This is a genomic window from Kribbella sp. NPDC048837 (assembly GCF_055586945.1).
Genome location: NZ_JBVJHF010000004.1, coordinates 588,211 through 602,753 on the forward strand (window position 1 = coordinate 588,211; position 14,543 = coordinate 602,753).

Here is a 14,543-nt window from a genome sequence, read left to right on the forward strand (position 1 = left end):
GCACGCCCTCCGGCCAGACCCGGCACCACTACCCGTTCTTCGGTACCGCGTCAGAGGGTGCAGTTCACCAGGACTGGTTCGTTGACCAGGGTGATGGCGAAGGCTTGTTGGACTTGGGCTCGGACGTGGGCGGCCAGGGAGAGGAGTTCCTTGGTGGTGGCGGTGCCTCGGTTGGTCAGGGCCAGGGTGTGTTTGGTGGAGACGGCGGCTGCGCCGAGGGTGAAGCCCTTGGAGATGCCGGCGTGTTCGATCAGCCAGGCGGCGCTGGTTTTGACGCGGCCGTCGGGGAGGGGCCACTGGGGGGCGCCGGCGGGGACCTCGGCGGGGGTGTCGAGGATGGGGTTGGTGAAGAAGGAGCCGGCGCTCCAGGTGTCGTGGTCGGCGGGGTCGAGGACCATGCCTTTGCTGCGGCGGAGGCCGAGGACGGCTTCGCGGACGTCGGCCATGGGGGCGCGGGAGCCCGGTTCGACGTCGAGCACCCGGGCGAGTTCGGCGTACCCGATGGGGGCGGAGAGGTCGCCGAGGCTGAGCTGGAAGGTGACCTCGAGGACGACGTACCGCGAGGGGTCGGCCTTGAAGCGGGAGTTGCGGTAGCTGAAGCCGCAGTCGGCGGCGAAGATCGTGCGGACCGCGTTGTCGACGCGGTCCCAGACCCGGACGGACGCGATCGTCTCGGCGACCTCGTGGCCGTAGGCGCCGACGTTCTGTACGGGCGTCGACCCGGTCAGGCCGGGGATGCCGGACATCGACTCGAGGCCGCTCCACTCCTCGGCGATCGCGCGCTGGACCACCGCGTCCCAGTCCTCACCGGCCTGGATGTGGACCATCGCGCCGGAGCACATGTCCGCGTCGACGCTGATGCCCCGCGTCGCGATCTTGATCACGGTGCCGCGGAAGCCGTCGTCGCCGACCACGACGTTGCTGCCGCCGGACAGCAGCAGCACCGGCTCGCCGGCCGCGTCGGCGTCGCGGACCGCGGTGATCAGGTCGTCTTCGGTGCTGACCTCGACGAGCTTGTCGGCCAGGCCGCCGATCCGCAGCGTGGTGAAGTCCGCCAGGGGTACGTGGGTTCTCACTGGACGCGCACGACCGCCCTGGACCGGCCGAGGACCTTCTCCTCGCCGGCGATCGCGGTGATGTCGATCTCCGCGAGCCCGTCCGCGACCTTGTCGACCTTGGCGGAGAACGTCACGCTCACACCCTTGTCGTCATCGGGTACGACGACCGGCTTGGTGAACCGTACGCCGTACTCGACCAGCTCGGCCGGGTCGTCGAGCCAGTCGGTGACCACGCGGACCGCGGAGGCCATCGTGAGCATGCCGTGCGCGATCACGCCGGGGAGCCCGAGCGCGGCGGCCATCCGGTCGCTCCAGTGGATCGGGTTGAAGTCGCCGCTGGCGCCGGCGTACCGGACCAGGTCGTCGCGCCGGAACGTGACGGTCAGCGGGGGCAGCTCGGTGCCGACGGAGACGGTCTTCATGCGGACGCCCGGTTGTGCGAGATCGTGGAGGTCGAGGTGGCGATCGGTTCGCCGTCGACGGTGGTCAGGGCGGTCTCGTACATGATCACCTCGACGTCACCGGCCTTGCGCACGGTGGTGATGGTGGCGGTCGCGGCGATGTCGTCGCCGGCCTTGATCGGGCGGGTGTAGGTGAACTTCTGCGCGCCGTGCACGATCCGGTCCAGCCGGAGGCCGAGCTCCTCGTCGTTCAGCAGCTGCTCGAGCGCGCGGCTGCCGAGCATGAACGCGAACGTGGGCGGCGCGACCGCGTCGTCACCCCGGTACGCCGGGTTGCCGTCGCCGATCGCGTCGGCGAACTCGCGGATCTTCTCCCGGCCGACCTGGTAGGACTCGGCGGCCGTGTAACTCCGGCCGACCATCGTGGCGTCGATCGTCATATCCGCTAACCCTACTGGCAGACTGCCGGAGCGTGCCTGGCGGTCCCACGCCGTAGCGAGCAGGTGCTCGGTGCGGCACCTCGCCGCGCTGGAGCGAAGGCCTCGATGTGGTTCATCGTGGTCTTTGCTCCAGCGCGGCGAGGTGCCGTGCCGAGTGCCGCGCAGTAGGCGTGGGACCGCCAGGTACGCTCCTTCCGGGACGCCGCCACCCATGATCCGACTGGGGAAGGTTGAACGTGACGGCAGTGGCTGAGCTGGCCAAGTATGCGCCGAGGTATGCGCTGGAGATCGGCGCGCCGACGGGCTCCGAGTGGTTGCGGGTGGATCGGATCCTGGAGCCGGGCAGTCCCGAGCTGACCGAGTTGCTCAAGCGCGACGACGAGGCGAGCTGTCACCGGACGGCGCACGCGAACGCGCTCAGCATGATGTCGTTCTACGCCGGTCGCGCACCGGCCGCCGCGCTTCTGCTCTGGGCGCTGGAGGGTCGGGTCCTCGACATCCGGCCGGAGAACCTGTGGGTCCGGCCGCACGAGGGGCACGGCATCGCGGCGGTCGCCGTACGCTCCGCCAGGTTCCTCCCCGGCGGTCTGGAGACGCTGTACGACGTGGTCCTCCGGAAGCACCTGCTCCCACTGTCGGCCGAACTGCACCACCGGACGCGGGCCGGTCTCCGTCAACTCCTCGGCGGAGTGGCGGCCGGTTGCGCGATGGGGTTCTGCGCTGCGACGCGCGAGCAGGAGACCGTCGACTCGGCGTACCTACTGGAGCGCTGGCAGACGTTCGCCGCCAAGGCGCCCGGCGGCCTGGCCCGGCTCGGCGACGTGGAGACCGCCGCCGGCAAGCTCGTCTACCTCCGCAACACGTGCTGCCTCTACTACACGAGCGAGGCCGGCAGCGGCACGGTCTGCGGCTCGTGCTGCCTGACCCCGCGTGACGAGCGTCTCACCGCGTACGAAGGCGGGCGCCCGATCCTGACCGTCTAGACACAGCGAAACGGCCGCTTCGGTGTCCGAAGCGGCCGTCGCGAAGAATGCTGAAGGTCAGCGGGTCTCGCGGTGGTCGGTGTGGTCGTTGCAACGGTGGCAGTACTTCTTCAGCTCAAGACGATCCGGGTCGTTACGCCGGTTCTTCTTGGTGATGTAGTTGCGCTCCTTGCAGACGGTGCACGCCAGCGTGATCTTCGGGCGGATGTCGGTTGCCTTGGCCACTGCTGCCTCTTCTTGTCAGGAGTGCGCAACTTGGGTGATCGCACTCTCGAGTACTGCGTTGGTGGGTAGCGGGGGCGGGAGTCGAACCCGCGACACCACGATTATGAGCCGTGTGCTCTAACCACCTGAGCTACCCCGCCGGGAGAGTCCGTCACCCCACCCGGCGGACCGGGTGAGATGTCGTGCTCAGAGCCCCTTTACGGAATCGAACCGTAGACCTTCTCCTTACCATGGAGACGCTCTGCCGACTGAGCTAAAGGGGCGGGCCGAGGAGAGAGATTACACGGTCCGCCGCCCCGATGTGAAATCGAGCCGGCCGCACCTTGCAGGCCCCTCAGTCCGTCCCGGAAAGCATACCGGTTCCCGGGAGTGCTTCTGACCAATTTTCCGCCTTGTCCGGCGCCGGCCGTATGACGCCGGTGAGACGGCCGTGAAATGCCCGCCTGAGCTCATGGTGGCGGCCACTCGACAGGGAGTGACCATCGCCCGCGGCTGAGTTTCCTGGGTGATCGATGTCGATACTCGGCGCGTGGCTTCGTCGTACGGTCAGGGACCAGAAGAGAGGACATCCCATGACTGACAGCAAGGCACTGCCCCCGGTCGTCTCGGCCGAGGAGTGGGACAAAGCCCGCGCCGAGTTGCTGACCGCCGAGAAGGCGGCCACGCGAGAACAGGACCGGATCGCGGCACAGCGGCGGCGGTTGCCGATGGTGCGGTTCGCGGAGTACACGTTCGAGTCGACGGACGGGCCGGTGACGCTGCGGGAGCTGTTCGGCGACCAGCAGCAGCTCGCGCTCTACCAGTTCATGCACAGCGGCCCGGACCACTTCTGTCCGGGCTGCACGCACTTCACCAAGCAGGTCACCGACCTCGAGGGCCTGTCCGGGAACGGAGTCGCGTGGGCGACGGTCTCGGACATGCCGCTCGACCAGATGGCCGGCTACTGGAAGAAGATGGGCTGGACTGTCCCCTTCGCCTCATCCGCCGGTACGACGTTCTCCGCCGACTGTGGCGCGGGCGGCGGCTTCCTCCTCAACCTGTTCCTCCGGGACGGCGACGAGGTATACCGCACGTACTCCACCGGCCAGCGCGGCGTCGACCGCATCCTGTTCGTCAACAACATGCTCGACCTGGCGCCGTACGGCCGCCAGGAGGACTGGGAGGACTCCCCGGAGGGCTGGCCGCAGTTCCCGACCTACGGCTAGGTCCAGACGCGGCTCGGGTAGGTCGAGCGCAGGGCCGGCATCACCTCGGTGACGAAGGTCTCCACCGAGGCACGGTTCTCGTCCTCGGGGAGTCCGGGGACCTCGAGGGAGATGCCGGACAGCTCGTGCCCGAACGCCTCCTGGTACCGGCCGAACTTGTCGATCACCTGCTCCGGCGACCCGACCAGCACCGAACCGCCCTCGAGGAACTCCTCGAGGGTCCGGAACGGCAGCTGGTTGTGCCGTGCTCCCGGCGAGTCCATGAACGCGTCGAAGATCGGCCGGTACCCGTCCACCGCCTCCTGCGAGGTCTTCTTCACATACAGCCCGTTGAACCCGGCCCCGACCACGGCAGCCGCCGGGTCACGCCCGTACGCCTCCCAGCGCTCGCGGTAGTGCCGGATCAGCCCGGCGTACTTCTCTAGCGGGTGGAAGCCGTTCGCCGAGAACAGTGGGTCTCCCCAGCGGGCCGCGAGCTCGGTGGACTCGGTCGACGACGCGGAGCCGTGCCACAACGGGATGCCGTCCGGGCGGACCGGCCGTGGCTGGGTGGTCGCGTCCGTCAGCGGCGGACGGTACGTCCCGGACCACGAGACGCCGGTCTCCCGCAGCAACCGCCGGAGCAGCTCGTACTTCTCCCGGTTCCGGTCCCACTGCCCGTACAGGTCGTACCCGAACAGCGCGTTCTGGTCCGGGTCGTTCCCCTTCCCGATGATGATGTCGAGACGCCCACCCGACAGCTGGTCGAGCGTCGCGTAGTCCTCGGCCACCCGCACCGGGTCCAGCAGCGACAGCACGGTGACCGTGGTCAGCAACCGGATCCGCGACGTGACCGCGGCGATGTACGACAGCACCACCGGTGGGGACGACGAGATGAAGCGCTGCGCGTGCCGCTCCCCCACGCCGTACGCGTCGAACCCGAGCTCCTCCGCCCACTGCGCCTGCCGTACGACGTGCTGGAACCGCTCGGACGGCGTGAGCTGCACCCCGCTGATCGGATCCGGTGAGTTGTCGATCAGCGTGTAGGTACAGAACTTCATCGGACCTTCTTCTCGCCCGCGGTCACCGGCAGGCCGAGCCGGTTACCCGCGACCGGCGCCGGGCAGGTCCCGTACGCCGTGAACGCGAACGGCAGGTTGATCGTCCGGTTGAAGTCGATCACCACCGACCCGTCCCGCCCCACCACCCCAGTGGTCACCGTCCGCCAGGGAGCGGTCTCCTCGCCGTTCGTCTTGTCATGGAACGACAGATTCAGCCGCCCACCGCCGGCACCCGTGGCCACCAGCTCGTACGCCGCCCCGCCGAGCGCCACGTGGACCGTGCCGACCGCGGTCACGTGCTGGCGCAGGTCGTCCCGCGCGGTCGAGACCTCCACCTGCTCCGGCTTGACGTAGGGCGTGTAGTACGCCTTAACCACCCAGTCGTCGTCCAACGGGTACGCCGGGACCCCGCGGAACTCGCGCCGGGTCGTCGCCCGCGGATCGCGCTGGCGTACGGCGTACCGTCCGCCGCGCAGCACGAGCTCGGCCAGGCGGTCGCCGTACAGGAGCCAGCTGAGTGAGCCCGCCTCCGGCACGCTGGCCGACACCGTGCCGTACACCGGCTCGCCGCCGAGGGTCAGCTCGCCGGCGGCCGTGACGTACGCGCGTTCCTCGTCGGCCTCCCATTGGCCGGGGAGTCCGTGCAGCGCGGTAGGGGCTGTGGGCAACCAGTCGAAGGCGACGATGGAGAGCCAGCCGTAGTCGGTGTCCAGGTCCTGCTCGCGGGCAGCGTGCCAGGTCTGCCAGTCCTGGTCGAGGTCGGTGATGACGGTCATGAGGCCAAGTCCTTCCGCGTGGTCTGCTCCCGGTGGGCGACTTCGGATCGGACCAGCGGGATCACGGAGCGGCCGAAGTCGATCGCGTCGTCGTAGATGTCGTAGCCGCGGGCTGAGAAGATCCGGATGCCGAGGTCGTAGTAGTCGAGCAACGCTGCCGCGACGGTGTCCGGCGTACCGACGAGGGCGGTCGAGTTGCCGCCGCCACCGGTCAGGCCGGTCGGTGCGGTCCAGAGCGCGCGGTCGTGCCGCTCGCCTTCTGCCACGGCCTTCAGAAGACGTTGAGAACCTGCATTTTCCGGATTCCTCGAGCGAATCCCTTGAACGTCCTTGATCCGGCCCAGGATGCTCTCGGCCTTCTGCCAGGCCAGTTCCTCGGTCGGCGCGAGGATCGGCCGGAAGGCGATCTGGATCGTCGGGCGGTCCGTGCGACCGGCCTCGGCGGCCGCCTTGTCGATCGTCGACAACTGCTCCCGGGTCCCGGCCAGCGGCTCACCCCACAGCGCGAAGATGTCCGCCTCCGCGGCCCCGACCGCGTACGCCGCGGCCGACGAGCCACCGAACGAGATCCGCGGCCGCGGCTGCTGCAGCGGCTTGATGTCGGCCACGAACTGCTCGAACCGGTAGTGCTCGCCGGTGAAGTCGAACCGCTGGTCCGACGTCCAGGCCCGCTTGAGGATCTGGATGAACTCGCGGGTGCGCCCGTACCGGTCGTCCTTGGCCAGGAAGTCACCCTCGGCCGCTTGGTCCGCGGTCGACCCGCCGGTGATCACGTGCACCTCGAACCGGCCGCCGCTGATGTGGTCGAGGGTCGCGAACGTCTTCGCGGTCAGCGTCGGGTAGGCGACGTTCGGCCGGTGCGCGACGACCAGGTTGATCCGCTCGGTCCGGCCGGCGACGTACGCCGCGACCTGGGCCGGATCCGGGGATCCCGAGTGGTAGGCGAACAGGATCCGGTCCCACCCGTTGTCCTCGTGGGCCCGGGCGAGCTTCGTCGTGTACTCCAGGTCCAGCGGGCCGCCGGTTCGCGGCGTCACCTCGCTGGCCGGGTTGGTTCCGGCGATCCCCAGGAACTCAACTGGCATGACGTTCTTCCTTCCGTACGGTGGGTGCGAGCAGGCTGAGCAGGTGCCGGGCGACCGCGTCGTTCTGCCGGAAGCCGGGACCGTTGAAGTGTGGGCGGGAGAAGCCGGACGACCCGGCCGAGCCGGAGACCGACGGACCGAGCAGGAACAGCGCCGGGTGGACGGTGCCGTCGGCCTGGATCGCCCGGCACTGCGAGTCCGCCTTGAGCTGACCGCCGCCGAGGCTGGTCCCGTCCGTGGCGAACAATTCGTCGGCCGCGAGTACGCCGTCCTCCAACAGACCGTGCAACAACGGATCCGTGCTGGCGAGTACGTCGGGACGCGGCAGCCTGGCCTCGACGAACGCGCGGGCGTGGATCTCCCCTGCTACTCCTGGGCTGCGGGCAACGAAACGATCATTGTCGATAGCAACTTCCAGGTCCGGGCCGGCGAACCGGACGATGCCGGCGCGGTGCAGCGCGAGCAGCTCCTCCAGCCGGCGTGGCGGCGGACCGCTGGCGACGAAGGAGAAGAAGCCGTGCCACTCGGTCTCCACCCGCCGGACCCGGTCCTCGTCTGACAGCCGTCCCTCGGTGATCGCGACCGACAGAAAGCTGTAGATGCTGAGCAGGGCGTTGAAGACCGCCAGATCAGCCGAGTACGACGGATCCGCCCGGCGCAGCAGGTCTGTCTCGATCAACTCGGTGAGGAACCGCTCGAACCGCTCCCGGTCCGGGAACAACCGCCCCGCGAGCGGGCGATCGACCTCGGACCGCACGAACCGGTCCGCCGGATCGGGAACGGCATCCACGACCGCCGCCTCGAAGGCATCTGATGACCACTCGTCGAGTACTTCGGCGAATCGTTCCCACGTCCACCGGGTGCGTTCGGGGTGGGCGGTGAACAGTTGCCGGTAGTGGGCGAAGGCCAGTTCCTTGTCGATCAGCGGGGCGAGCTGACTCTGGAAATCCAGCACGCCGTCGCCGAGTTCGTCGAGGGCTGCCTTCGTCAGGTAGCGGGTCGGCACCGGCTTGGCGCCGGCCACGGTGTAGCCGAGTTTGGCGTGATACGGGACGCCCCGGCGGGAACCGACGTACAGGGTGGGCTCGTCGCCGGACGGGTGGTAGGTGAGGACGCCGTCGCACGCGTCGTACCACCCGCCGCGGCCCTCGGTCAGCAGCACCATCAGGTCGACGAAGGCCTGACCGAAGCCGCGGACGATGACGTTCTCTGCCGGCCACAGCTCGTCGAGATCGACATCGGCGGTGTACCCGGGCGGGAGGTAGGTCAGGCCGGCGTCCGCCGCCTGCGCGGCCCACGCCGCCTCCGATGCCGTCGGCAACCGATCCAGGTAGCCGAGGGCAAGCACCACGACGTCGGCCGCGATCTCCTTGCCCGACGCAAGGATCACCCGATGGTCCGCGGTCAGCTCCACCGCCCGCTCCAGGTGCGTGGTGACGGTCGCGGGCAGGTCCCGGACGACGCGCTCCCAGACCCAGGCCAGGTACTCCGCCTGGACCAGCCGCGGTGGGAAGTCCATCGGCCCCGGAAGCTCGAGCCCCGCCTTCTCCAGGATCACGGCGCCTTCACCGGCGGCCCAGGTCGCCAGATCCGGGCCCGCGACGATCGGTCCCGCACACTCCACGGACTCGTCGGTGAAGATCGTGACGTCGGACGTCATCGAGTTCATCCACAACAAGCGCGACTGCTCCCGCCGCCAGATCCGTCCGCCACCCGCCGGGTACGGATCCACCACGTGGACGTCGACCGGCCGGCCGCCGAGCAACTCGTCCGCACTGGCGGCGAACCGCTCGAGCAGACCGACGGTCCGTGGTCCGCCGCCGACGAAGACGACGGACGCCGGTTGCTCAGTGGTTGATGGAGTGCGCGGCGCTCTCGGGTCCACCGAGCGGAGGTGCGCGGTCATGTGTCCAGCCCGAGGTGTGAGCGGAGCGTCGTACCGTCGTACTCGGTACGGAAGACGCCGCGCTCACGCAGGAGCGGGACGACCCGGTCGACGAAGTCGTCGAGGCCGCCGGGAGTGAGGTGCGGGACCAGGACGAAGCCGTCGGCGGCGTCTTCCTGGACGTGGCGGTTGATCGCTTCGGCGACCGTGGCCGGGGAGCCGATGAAGGTCTGCCGGTTCTGCTGGTTGATGACGGTTTCGCGGAGGGACCAGCCGTTGGCCTCGGACTGCGCTCGCCACTCCGCGACGATCGGGGCGGGGTCGTTGTAGCCGACGCGGCCTTGCGTGACCGTTGAGCCGACGACGGGATCCTCGGCGGGCAACGGGCCGTCGGGGTCGTACGACGAGAGATCGCGCCCCCAGAGGAGTTCCGCGAGTACGAGCGCTGTCGGGCCGGAGACCTGTTGCTCGCGGATGTGGGCGGCCTTCTCGATCGCCTCGGCGTCGGTGTCGGCGACCACGACCGTCACCGCGGGCATGATCTTCAGCGACTCCTCGGTCCGGCCGTAGCGAGCCAGTCGCGCCTTCACGTCCTTGTAGAAGGTCTGCCCGGCCTCGAACGTCCCGTGCCGGCTGAAGATCACGTCCGCGCTCGCGGCCGCGAACTCCCGGCCCTGGTCGCTGTCACCGGCCTGGATGATCACCGGCCGGCCCTGCGGTGACGGCGGCAGACCGAACCGGCCGCGCAGGTCGAAGTGAGTGCCTTCGTCCGCGAAGGCCCCAGCGCCTTCGCGGGCGAACACACCGGCCGCCTGGGCCAGGACCAGGTCGTCCTCGCTCCAGGAGTCCCAGAGTTTCCGCACGATCCGCAGCGACTCCTGCGCGCGGACGTAGCGGTCGGCCTTGTCCAGGTACCCGCCGCGGCGGAAGTTCTCCCCGGTGAAGGCATCCCAGGAGGTGACGACGTTCCAGGCCGCCCGGCCGCCGGAGAGGTGGTCGAGGGTGGACAGCCGCTTGGCCAGTTCGTACGGCTCGTTGAACGTCGAGTTCACCGTCGCCGCGAGGCCGAGGTGGGTGGTGACGGCGGCCAGCGCACTCAGGACGGTCAAGGACTCCGGGCGGCCGACGACGTCCAGGTCGTGGATCTTCCCCTTCACCTCGCGCAGCCGTAGTCCCTCGGCCAGGAAGAAGAAGTCGAAGGTCCCGCGCTCGGCCGTCTCCGCCAGATGCCTGAACGACGCGAAGTCGATCTGCGACCCCGACTCCGGGTCCGACCACACCGTCGTGTTGTTCACGCCCGGGAAGTGCGCCGCCAGATGAATCTGCTTGGTCATCGCGCACTCCCGTTCGCAAACCTGCTCTCCGGTCGCCGCAGCCCGAGCCGCGCCCGCAACGTCGCGGCCCGCTCCACCGGCCCCACCAACTTCCGTGCCCTCAGCAACGGCACCAACCGCTCCGCGATCACTGGCACATCAACCTCCAACGACGCAGGCCGCAGATGCACCCCATCCACCCCGGCCGCGTTCCACTCCCCAATCAGGTCAGCCAACCGCTCAACTCCTCCGATGTAGTCAAGGTGGGTCGCGCCGTCGGCCCGCCGTGCCGCGGCAACCGAGTCCTCATCCAGCAACACACCGACCGACACCAGAACCTGCGCAGCACCAAGTGAACGGACAGCAGCCAGTCGAGCGGCCAACTCGTCGGTTCCCGGAAGCAGCACGAGGTCGGCTTCGGCTGCTGCCTCCAGGGCCTCGGATCCGTTCACCCGTACCGCCGTGATCGGGTGGCCTTGGGGTGGGCGGGGGACGATCGAGGGGCCCTTGATGGTGAAGGTCGGCGATTGGTAGTCGACGTAGTGGATTCGGGTTCGGTCGATGAAGCGGCCGGTGGTGGCGTCGCGGATGATGGCGTCGTCTTCCCACGAGTCCCAGAGGTGGCGGCTCACGTCGACGACGTACCGGGCCTCGCGCCAGGTGTCCGCGGCCGGTGCCGGGTCGCGGCGGCCGATCACCGCGGCGGCCTCGGCGGAGGTGGAGACGTCGGTGACCCAACCGCCACGGCCGGACGAGACGTAGTCCAGCGTGGCGACGGATGCCTGGACGTGGAACGGCTCGGTGTGAGTGACCGTGATGGTGGGGAGCAACCCGATGCGGACCGTCGCGGGCGCGATGCGCGCGGCCAGGCCGAGAGCGTCCAGCCGCACACTGACCTGCTCGGGTACGTCGGCCGGCGCCTCGAGCGTGTCCGTGAAAGTAGCCAGATCGACCCCAGCCGCCTCGGCCCGCTGGACCGCCCGTAGCGCGAGTTCACCGGTCAGGATCGCTGCCGGGTCCACCTCGGCCCCACGCCAGGCACCTGGATGTCCGCCGGCTCCATCGATCTCGATCGCCGTGATCAACCGCCGGCTCATGACGCCACCTTCAACGCGACCGGCAGATCCTTCGTGAACGGCAGCGGCCCGATCGACTCCGGATCCGCCTCGGTGTCGAACTGCGGCTGGAAACCGGCCGCCAGATACAACCCAGCCGCCTCCGGCTGCCGCGGCCCGGTGGTCAGGAACAGACGCCGATAACCGAGGTCGAGCGCAGCCGCCTCCAACTCGGCCAGCACCCGGCGCCCCAACCCCTGACGCCGATGCAGATGCGAGGTCCACATCCGCTTCACCTCCGCGGTCTCGTCGTCGTACCGACGGATCGCACCACCGGCCACCGTCTGGCCGCTGGACCTCAGCAGTACGAACGCACCACCCCGCTCGGCGTGGAAGTCGCTCGGCGGGACCTCGGTGAGCTGGGTGTTCTCGTTGGTCCGCCCGTAGCGGGAGCTGTACTCGACGACCAGATCCGCCAGCAGCGGCGCGGCTTCCGGGTCCTCCGGGCGAGCGCGCACCGCCTCGACCCCAGCGAGCTGGACCGGCGTACTCTCCACCGGCTGACTGCCCTCGACCGTGGCCAGGAACGCCTCGGTCACTTGGTAGAGCGGCACCGACGCCACCGGATCCAGGAGCAACCCGCCCCCGTCGTACAACCTGATGTGCGACGACAACACGAACCAGCCCTGGCCGATCGCGCCGGCACCGAGGCTGGTCAGCACCGGCCGCAGCGCGTAGTCGATCACCAGCACGTGCGCCGGCGTACCACCCGTTGCCAACGGCAACACGGTCTTGCCCTTCAAGGCGTACTGCGGCAGCAGATCGAGGAACACCTTGAGCAGACCGGAGTACGCCGCCTTGTAGACCGGAGTGGTGACCACGACGGCGTCGGCGGCAGCGAGTACGCCGGCCGCGGCGGCGATCTCCGGGTCGTCGGCGCGACCGCGCAGCAACGGCTCGGCCGGGAGGTCGCGGAGCACGATCGGGGTGACCTCGTGACCGTGGCTGATCAAGCGCTTGGTGACATAGTCGAGAACCGCGTCCGTGCGCGACGGTACGGACGGACTGCTGGAGATCGTTGCGATGATCGACATGCGTTCTCCTACTTCTGCTTGTCCTTGGGGAGGCCGGGCGGATTCACGAGGGACTTCGGCACGGCTTCGTCCTCCAGGCCCCACTTCTTCAGGACCTTCGCGTAGCTGCCGTCCGCGATCGCGGCGTTGAGCGCGTCGGCGAGCGGCTTGACCAGGCCGTTGTCCTTCTTCGTGGTGATGCCCACCAGGCCCTGGACCGGGTAGCTGGACGACACTGTGCCGACGATCTCGGTCTTGTCCTGGGTGGCGACGTGGTACGAGGCGTTCGGGTTCGGCCCGAGGTAGAGGTCGATGCGACCGGACTCGAGCGCGAGGTAGGTGTCCGAGGCCTGCTGGTAGTACTTGAGGTTCGCGGGCTTGCGGCCGGCCGCGACGTTCTGCTTGTTCCAGTCGACCAGGATCGCCTCCTGGAGCGTGCCGGAGCTGACTGCGACGGTCTTGCCTGCGATGTCGGCCGGGCCGGTGACCTTCAGGCCCGAACCCTTCTTCGCCTCGAACGCGTGCAACCCGAGCCGGTACGTCGCGAAGTCGTACTTCTCCTTGCGCAGCTCGGACACCCCGATGTTGGAGATACCGACCTGGTACTTCCCGGAGTCCAGCCCGAGGAACAGGTTCTCCCAACTGGTGGTCTCGATCTCCGGCTTCAGCCCGAGCACACTCGCGACCAGGTAGGCGATGTCGATCTCCACGCCGATCGGCGTCTTGTTGTCATCCGCCGTGAACCCCAACGGCGGCAACCCGCCCCCGGCCGATCCGTTGCCGACGACAAGCGTCCCGCTGTCCCGGACGGCGGCCGGCAACTCGGCGGCAATACTGTCCACCTTCGGGGACGTCACATGCTCCTGCTTCGCCGAAGTGTCAAAAGCCACCACCGACGCATCACCGGTGGTAGATGAGGCCTTCGTCTGCGGATCGGCACACGCGGCGAGCGCCAGCAAGGCGACCACGGCGAGACCGCTGCCTCGCCTCCACACCCCACCCCGCCCCGCGGGGGCGGCCAACAGGTTCCAGCGTTGTCTCATATCTGTTCCTCAGCTCGTGAGTGGGAGGCCGGGCGGGTTGATCTCGGAGGTGGTGACCGCCTCGTTGGAGACGTTCCAGCGGGCCAGCACCTTCGCGTAACTGCCGTCCGCGATCACCGCGTTCAGCGCTGCCTGGTACGCCTTGACCAGGCCGTTGTCCTTCTTCGTCGTCGCCGCGATCAGGCCCTGCAGCGTCGGCCCGGCGCCGGAGAACTTGCCGATCGTCTCGGTCTGGCCGGACGTCTTCACGTGGTACGCGATCGATGGGTTCGGCCCGAGATAGGCGTCGATCCGGCCGGAACTCAGCGCCAGATAGGTGTCCGACTGGTTCTGGAAGTACTTGATCGTCGCCGCCGGCAACCCGGCCTTGACGTTCGCCTCGTTCCAGTCGACCAGGATCTTCTCCTGGTTCGTCCCGGAGCCGACCGCGATCGTCTTCCCGGCCACGTCCTTCCCGCCGGTGACCCTCCAGCTGCCGCCCTTCTTCGCCTCGAACGCGATGTCGTCCTTGCGGTAGGTGGCGAAGTCGTACTTCTGCTTGCGCTTCTCGGTCACGGTGATGTTCGAGAACCCGACGTCGTGCTTGCCCGAGTCGATCCCGATGAACAGGTTCTCCCAGCTGGTCACCTGGATATCGGGTTTCAGACCGAGCGCCTCGGCGACCAGGTAGGCGATGTCGACCTCGAGGCCGATCGGCGTCTTGTTGTCATCGGCAAGGAATCCGAGCGGCACGCTCCCGCTGCCGAATCCGCCGCCGACGATCAAGGTGCCGCGGTCGCGGACCTTGGCGGGCAGCAAGGCGGCCGCGGCGTCGTTCTTCGTGGTCGTGACCCGGTTCTGATCGGCGGAGGTGTTCACACCGGTGTCGGTGGCCGCAGTGGCCTGTGGCTCGGCGCCGCACCCGGCCAGCGCGAGCAGCAGCAGGCCGGCAACAGCGATCAATGGAGTCTTTTTCATGAGG

The 14,543-nt window shown here is 68.8% G+C and carries 15 protein-coding genes and 2 tRNA genes; 2 read left to right on the forward strand and 15 right to left on the reverse strand.

Annotated elements, in window-relative coordinates; genetic code table 11:
• Window positions 1–50 precede the first annotated feature (50 nt).
• Genes ACZ6O0_RS22970 through ACZ6O0_RS22980 form a run of 3 tightly spaced genes read right to left on the reverse strand, consistent with a single transcriptional unit; the run spans window position 51 to window position 1,899 of the window.
• Window positions 51–1,076: a UDP-N-acetylmuramate dehydrogenase gene (locus ACZ6O0_RS22970; RefSeq protein ID WP_465766985.1), complete on the reverse strand. Its 1,026-nt coding sequence runs from the start codon at window positions 1,074–1,076 to the stop codon at window positions 51–53.
• Window positions 1,073–1,480, reverse strand: coding sequence for a MaoC family dehydratase (locus tag ACZ6O0_RS22975; protein ID WP_465766986.1), 408 nt, complete (start codon window positions 1,478–1,480; stop codon window positions 1,073–1,075). The genes ACZ6O0_RS22970 and ACZ6O0_RS22975 overlap by 4 nt, the downstream gene beginning before the upstream one ends.
• Window positions 1,477–1,899, reverse strand: a complete 423-nt coding sequence (locus ACZ6O0_RS22980; protein ID WP_465766987.1) for an FAS1-like dehydratase domain-containing protein — start codon at window positions 1,897–1,899, stop codon at window positions 1,477–1,479. The genes ACZ6O0_RS22975 and ACZ6O0_RS22980 overlap by 4 nt, the downstream gene beginning before the upstream one ends.
• 236 nt (window positions 1,900–2,135) lie before the next feature.
• Here ACZ6O0_RS22980 and ACZ6O0_RS22985 point away from each other — a divergent pair, with 236 nt between their 5' ends.
• Window positions 2,136–2,882: a (2Fe-2S)-binding protein gene (locus ACZ6O0_RS22985; RefSeq protein WP_465766988.1), complete on the forward strand. Its 747-nt coding sequence runs from the start codon at window positions 2,136–2,138 to the stop codon at window positions 2,880–2,882.
• A 57-nt stretch (window positions 2,883–2,939) separates the two neighbouring features.
• On the opposite strand, the gene rpmG is transcribed toward ACZ6O0_RS22985, so the two are convergent.
• The 3 genes from rpmG to ACZ6O0_RS23000 all read right to left on the reverse strand — a co-directional run bounded on the left by rpmG (window position 2,940) and on the right by ACZ6O0_RS23000 (window position 3,370).
• Window positions 2,940–3,107: a 50S ribosomal protein L33 gene (gene rpmG / locus ACZ6O0_RS22990; RefSeq protein WP_465766989.1), complete on the reverse strand. Its 168-nt coding sequence runs from the start codon at window positions 3,105–3,107 to the stop codon at window positions 2,940–2,942.
• A gap of 66 nt (window positions 3,108–3,173) precedes the next feature.
• Window positions 3,174–3,247: transfer RNA gene (locus ACZ6O0_RS22995), tRNA-Met, on the reverse strand.
• A gap of 50 nt (window positions 3,248–3,297) precedes the next feature.
• Window positions 3,298–3,370, reverse strand: a tRNA-Thr gene (locus tag ACZ6O0_RS23000).
• Window positions 3,371–3,679: 309 nt separating this feature from the next.
• Between ACZ6O0_RS23000 and ACZ6O0_RS23005 the strand changes: the two genes are divergently transcribed.
• Window positions 3,680–4,312, forward strand: coding sequence for a DUF899 family protein (locus ACZ6O0_RS23005; protein ID WP_465766990.1), 633 nt, complete (start codon window positions 3,680–3,682; stop codon window positions 4,310–4,312).
• On the opposite strand, the gene ACZ6O0_RS23010 is transcribed toward ACZ6O0_RS23005, so the two are convergent.
• Genes ACZ6O0_RS23010 through ACZ6O0_RS23050 form a run of 9 tightly spaced genes read right to left on the reverse strand, consistent with a single transcriptional unit; the run spans window position 4,309 to window position 14,539 of the window.
• Window positions 4,309–5,352 carry an LLM class flavin-dependent oxidoreductase gene (locus ACZ6O0_RS23010; RefSeq protein ID WP_465766991.1) on the reverse strand — a complete coding sequence of 348 codons (1,044 nt, stop codon included), beginning with the start codon at window positions 5,350–5,352 and terminating at the stop codon, window positions 4,309–4,311. The genes ACZ6O0_RS23005 and ACZ6O0_RS23010 overlap by 4 nt on opposite strands.
• Window positions 5,349–6,128 (reverse strand): DUF1684 domain-containing protein, encoded by a 780-nt coding sequence (locus ACZ6O0_RS23015; RefSeq protein WP_465766992.1) that lies wholly within the window; start codon window positions 6,126–6,128, stop codon window positions 5,349–5,351. Before ACZ6O0_RS23015 ends, ACZ6O0_RS23010 begins: the two co-directional genes overlap by 4 nt.
• Window positions 6,125–7,213, reverse strand: a complete 1,089-nt coding sequence (locus ACZ6O0_RS23020; protein WP_465766993.1) for an LLM class flavin-dependent oxidoreductase — start codon at window positions 7,211–7,213, stop codon at window positions 6,125–6,127. The genes ACZ6O0_RS23015 and ACZ6O0_RS23020 overlap by 4 nt, the downstream gene beginning before the upstream one ends.
• Window positions 7,203–9,119 carry an FAD/NAD(P)-binding protein gene (locus tag ACZ6O0_RS23025; RefSeq protein WP_465766994.1) on the reverse strand — a complete coding sequence of 639 codons (1,917 nt, stop codon included), beginning with the start codon at window positions 9,117–9,119 and terminating at the stop codon, window positions 7,203–7,205. Before ACZ6O0_RS23025 ends, ACZ6O0_RS23020 begins: the two co-directional genes overlap by 11 nt.
• Window positions 9,116–10,432 carry an NtaA/DmoA family FMN-dependent monooxygenase gene (locus ACZ6O0_RS23030; protein WP_465766995.1) on the reverse strand — a complete coding sequence of 439 codons (1,317 nt, stop codon included), beginning with the start codon at window positions 10,430–10,432 and terminating at the stop codon, window positions 9,116–9,118. The genes ACZ6O0_RS23025 and ACZ6O0_RS23030 overlap by 4 nt, the downstream gene beginning before the upstream one ends.
• A complete protein-coding gene (locus ACZ6O0_RS23035; RefSeq protein ID WP_465766996.1) occupies window positions 10,429–11,508 on the reverse strand; it encodes an LLM class flavin-dependent oxidoreductase in 1,080 nt (359 codons plus the stop codon). The genes ACZ6O0_RS23030 and ACZ6O0_RS23035 overlap by 4 nt, the downstream gene beginning before the upstream one ends.
• Window positions 11,505–12,560, reverse strand: coding sequence for an NADPH-dependent FMN reductase (gene ssuE, locus ACZ6O0_RS23040; protein WP_465766997.1), 1,056 nt, complete (start codon window positions 12,558–12,560; stop codon window positions 11,505–11,507). Before ssuE ends, ACZ6O0_RS23035 begins: the two co-directional genes overlap by 4 nt.
• Window positions 12,561–12,568: 8 nt before the next feature.
• Window positions 12,569–13,582 carry an ABC transporter substrate-binding protein gene (locus ACZ6O0_RS23045; RefSeq protein WP_465766998.1) on the reverse strand — a complete coding sequence of 338 codons (1,014 nt, stop codon included), beginning with the start codon at window positions 13,580–13,582 and terminating at the stop codon, window positions 12,569–12,571.
• 9 nt (window positions 13,583–13,591) lie between these two features.
• A complete protein-coding gene (locus ACZ6O0_RS23050; protein WP_465766999.1) occupies window positions 13,592–14,539 on the reverse strand; it encodes an ABC transporter substrate-binding protein in 948 nt (315 codons plus the stop codon).
• Window positions 14,540–14,543 lie beyond the last annotated feature (4 nt).

Bases quoted from the DNA above. Each gene is read 5' to 3' on its own strand.
- ACZ6O0_RS23035 (WP_465766996.1), bottom strand. From the start codon at position 11,508: ATGAGCCGGCGGTTGATCACGGCGATCGAGATCGATGGAGCCGGCGGA.
- ACZ6O0_RS23030 (WP_465766995.1), bottom strand. From the start codon at position 10,432: ATGACCAAGCAGATTCATCTGGCGGCGCACTTCCCGGGCGTGAACAAC.
- ACZ6O0_RS23025 (WP_465766994.1), bottom strand. From the start codon at position 9,119: ATGACCGCGCACCTCCGCTCGGTGGACCCGAGAGCGCCGCGCACTCCA.
- ssuE (WP_465766997.1), bottom strand. From the start codon at position 12,560: ATGTCGATCATCGCAACGATCTCCAGCAGTCCGTCCGTACCGTCGCGC.
- ACZ6O0_RS23020 (WP_465766993.1), bottom strand. From the start codon at position 7,213: ATGCCAGTTGAGTTCCTGGGGATCGCCGGAACCAACCCGGCCAGCGAG.
- ACZ6O0_RS23005 (WP_465766990.1), top strand. From the start codon at position 3,680: ATGACTGACAGCAAGGCACTGCCCCCGGTCGTCTCGGCCGAGGAGTGG.
- ACZ6O0_RS23045 (WP_465766998.1), bottom strand. From the start codon at position 13,582: ATGAGACAACGCTGGAACCTGTTGGCCGCCCCCGCGGGGCGGGGTGGG.
- ACZ6O0_RS22975 (WP_465766986.1), bottom strand. From the start codon at position 1,480: ATGAAGACCGTCTCCGTCGGCACCGAGCTGCCCCCGCTGACCGTCACG.
- ACZ6O0_RS23015 (WP_465766992.1), bottom strand. From the start codon at position 6,128: ATGACCGTCATCACCGACCTCGACCAGGACTGGCAGACCTGGCACGCT.
- ACZ6O0_RS23050 (WP_465766999.1), bottom strand. From the start codon at position 14,539: ATGAAAAAGACTCCATTGATCGCTGTTGCCGGCCTGCTGCTGCTCGCG.
- ACZ6O0_RS23010 (WP_465766991.1), bottom strand. From the start codon at position 5,352: ATGAAGTTCTGTACCTACACGCTGATCGACAACTCACCGGATCCGATC.
- ACZ6O0_RS22980 (WP_465766987.1), bottom strand. From the start codon at position 1,899: ATGACGATCGACGCCACGATGGTCGGCCGGAGTTACACGGCCGCCGAG.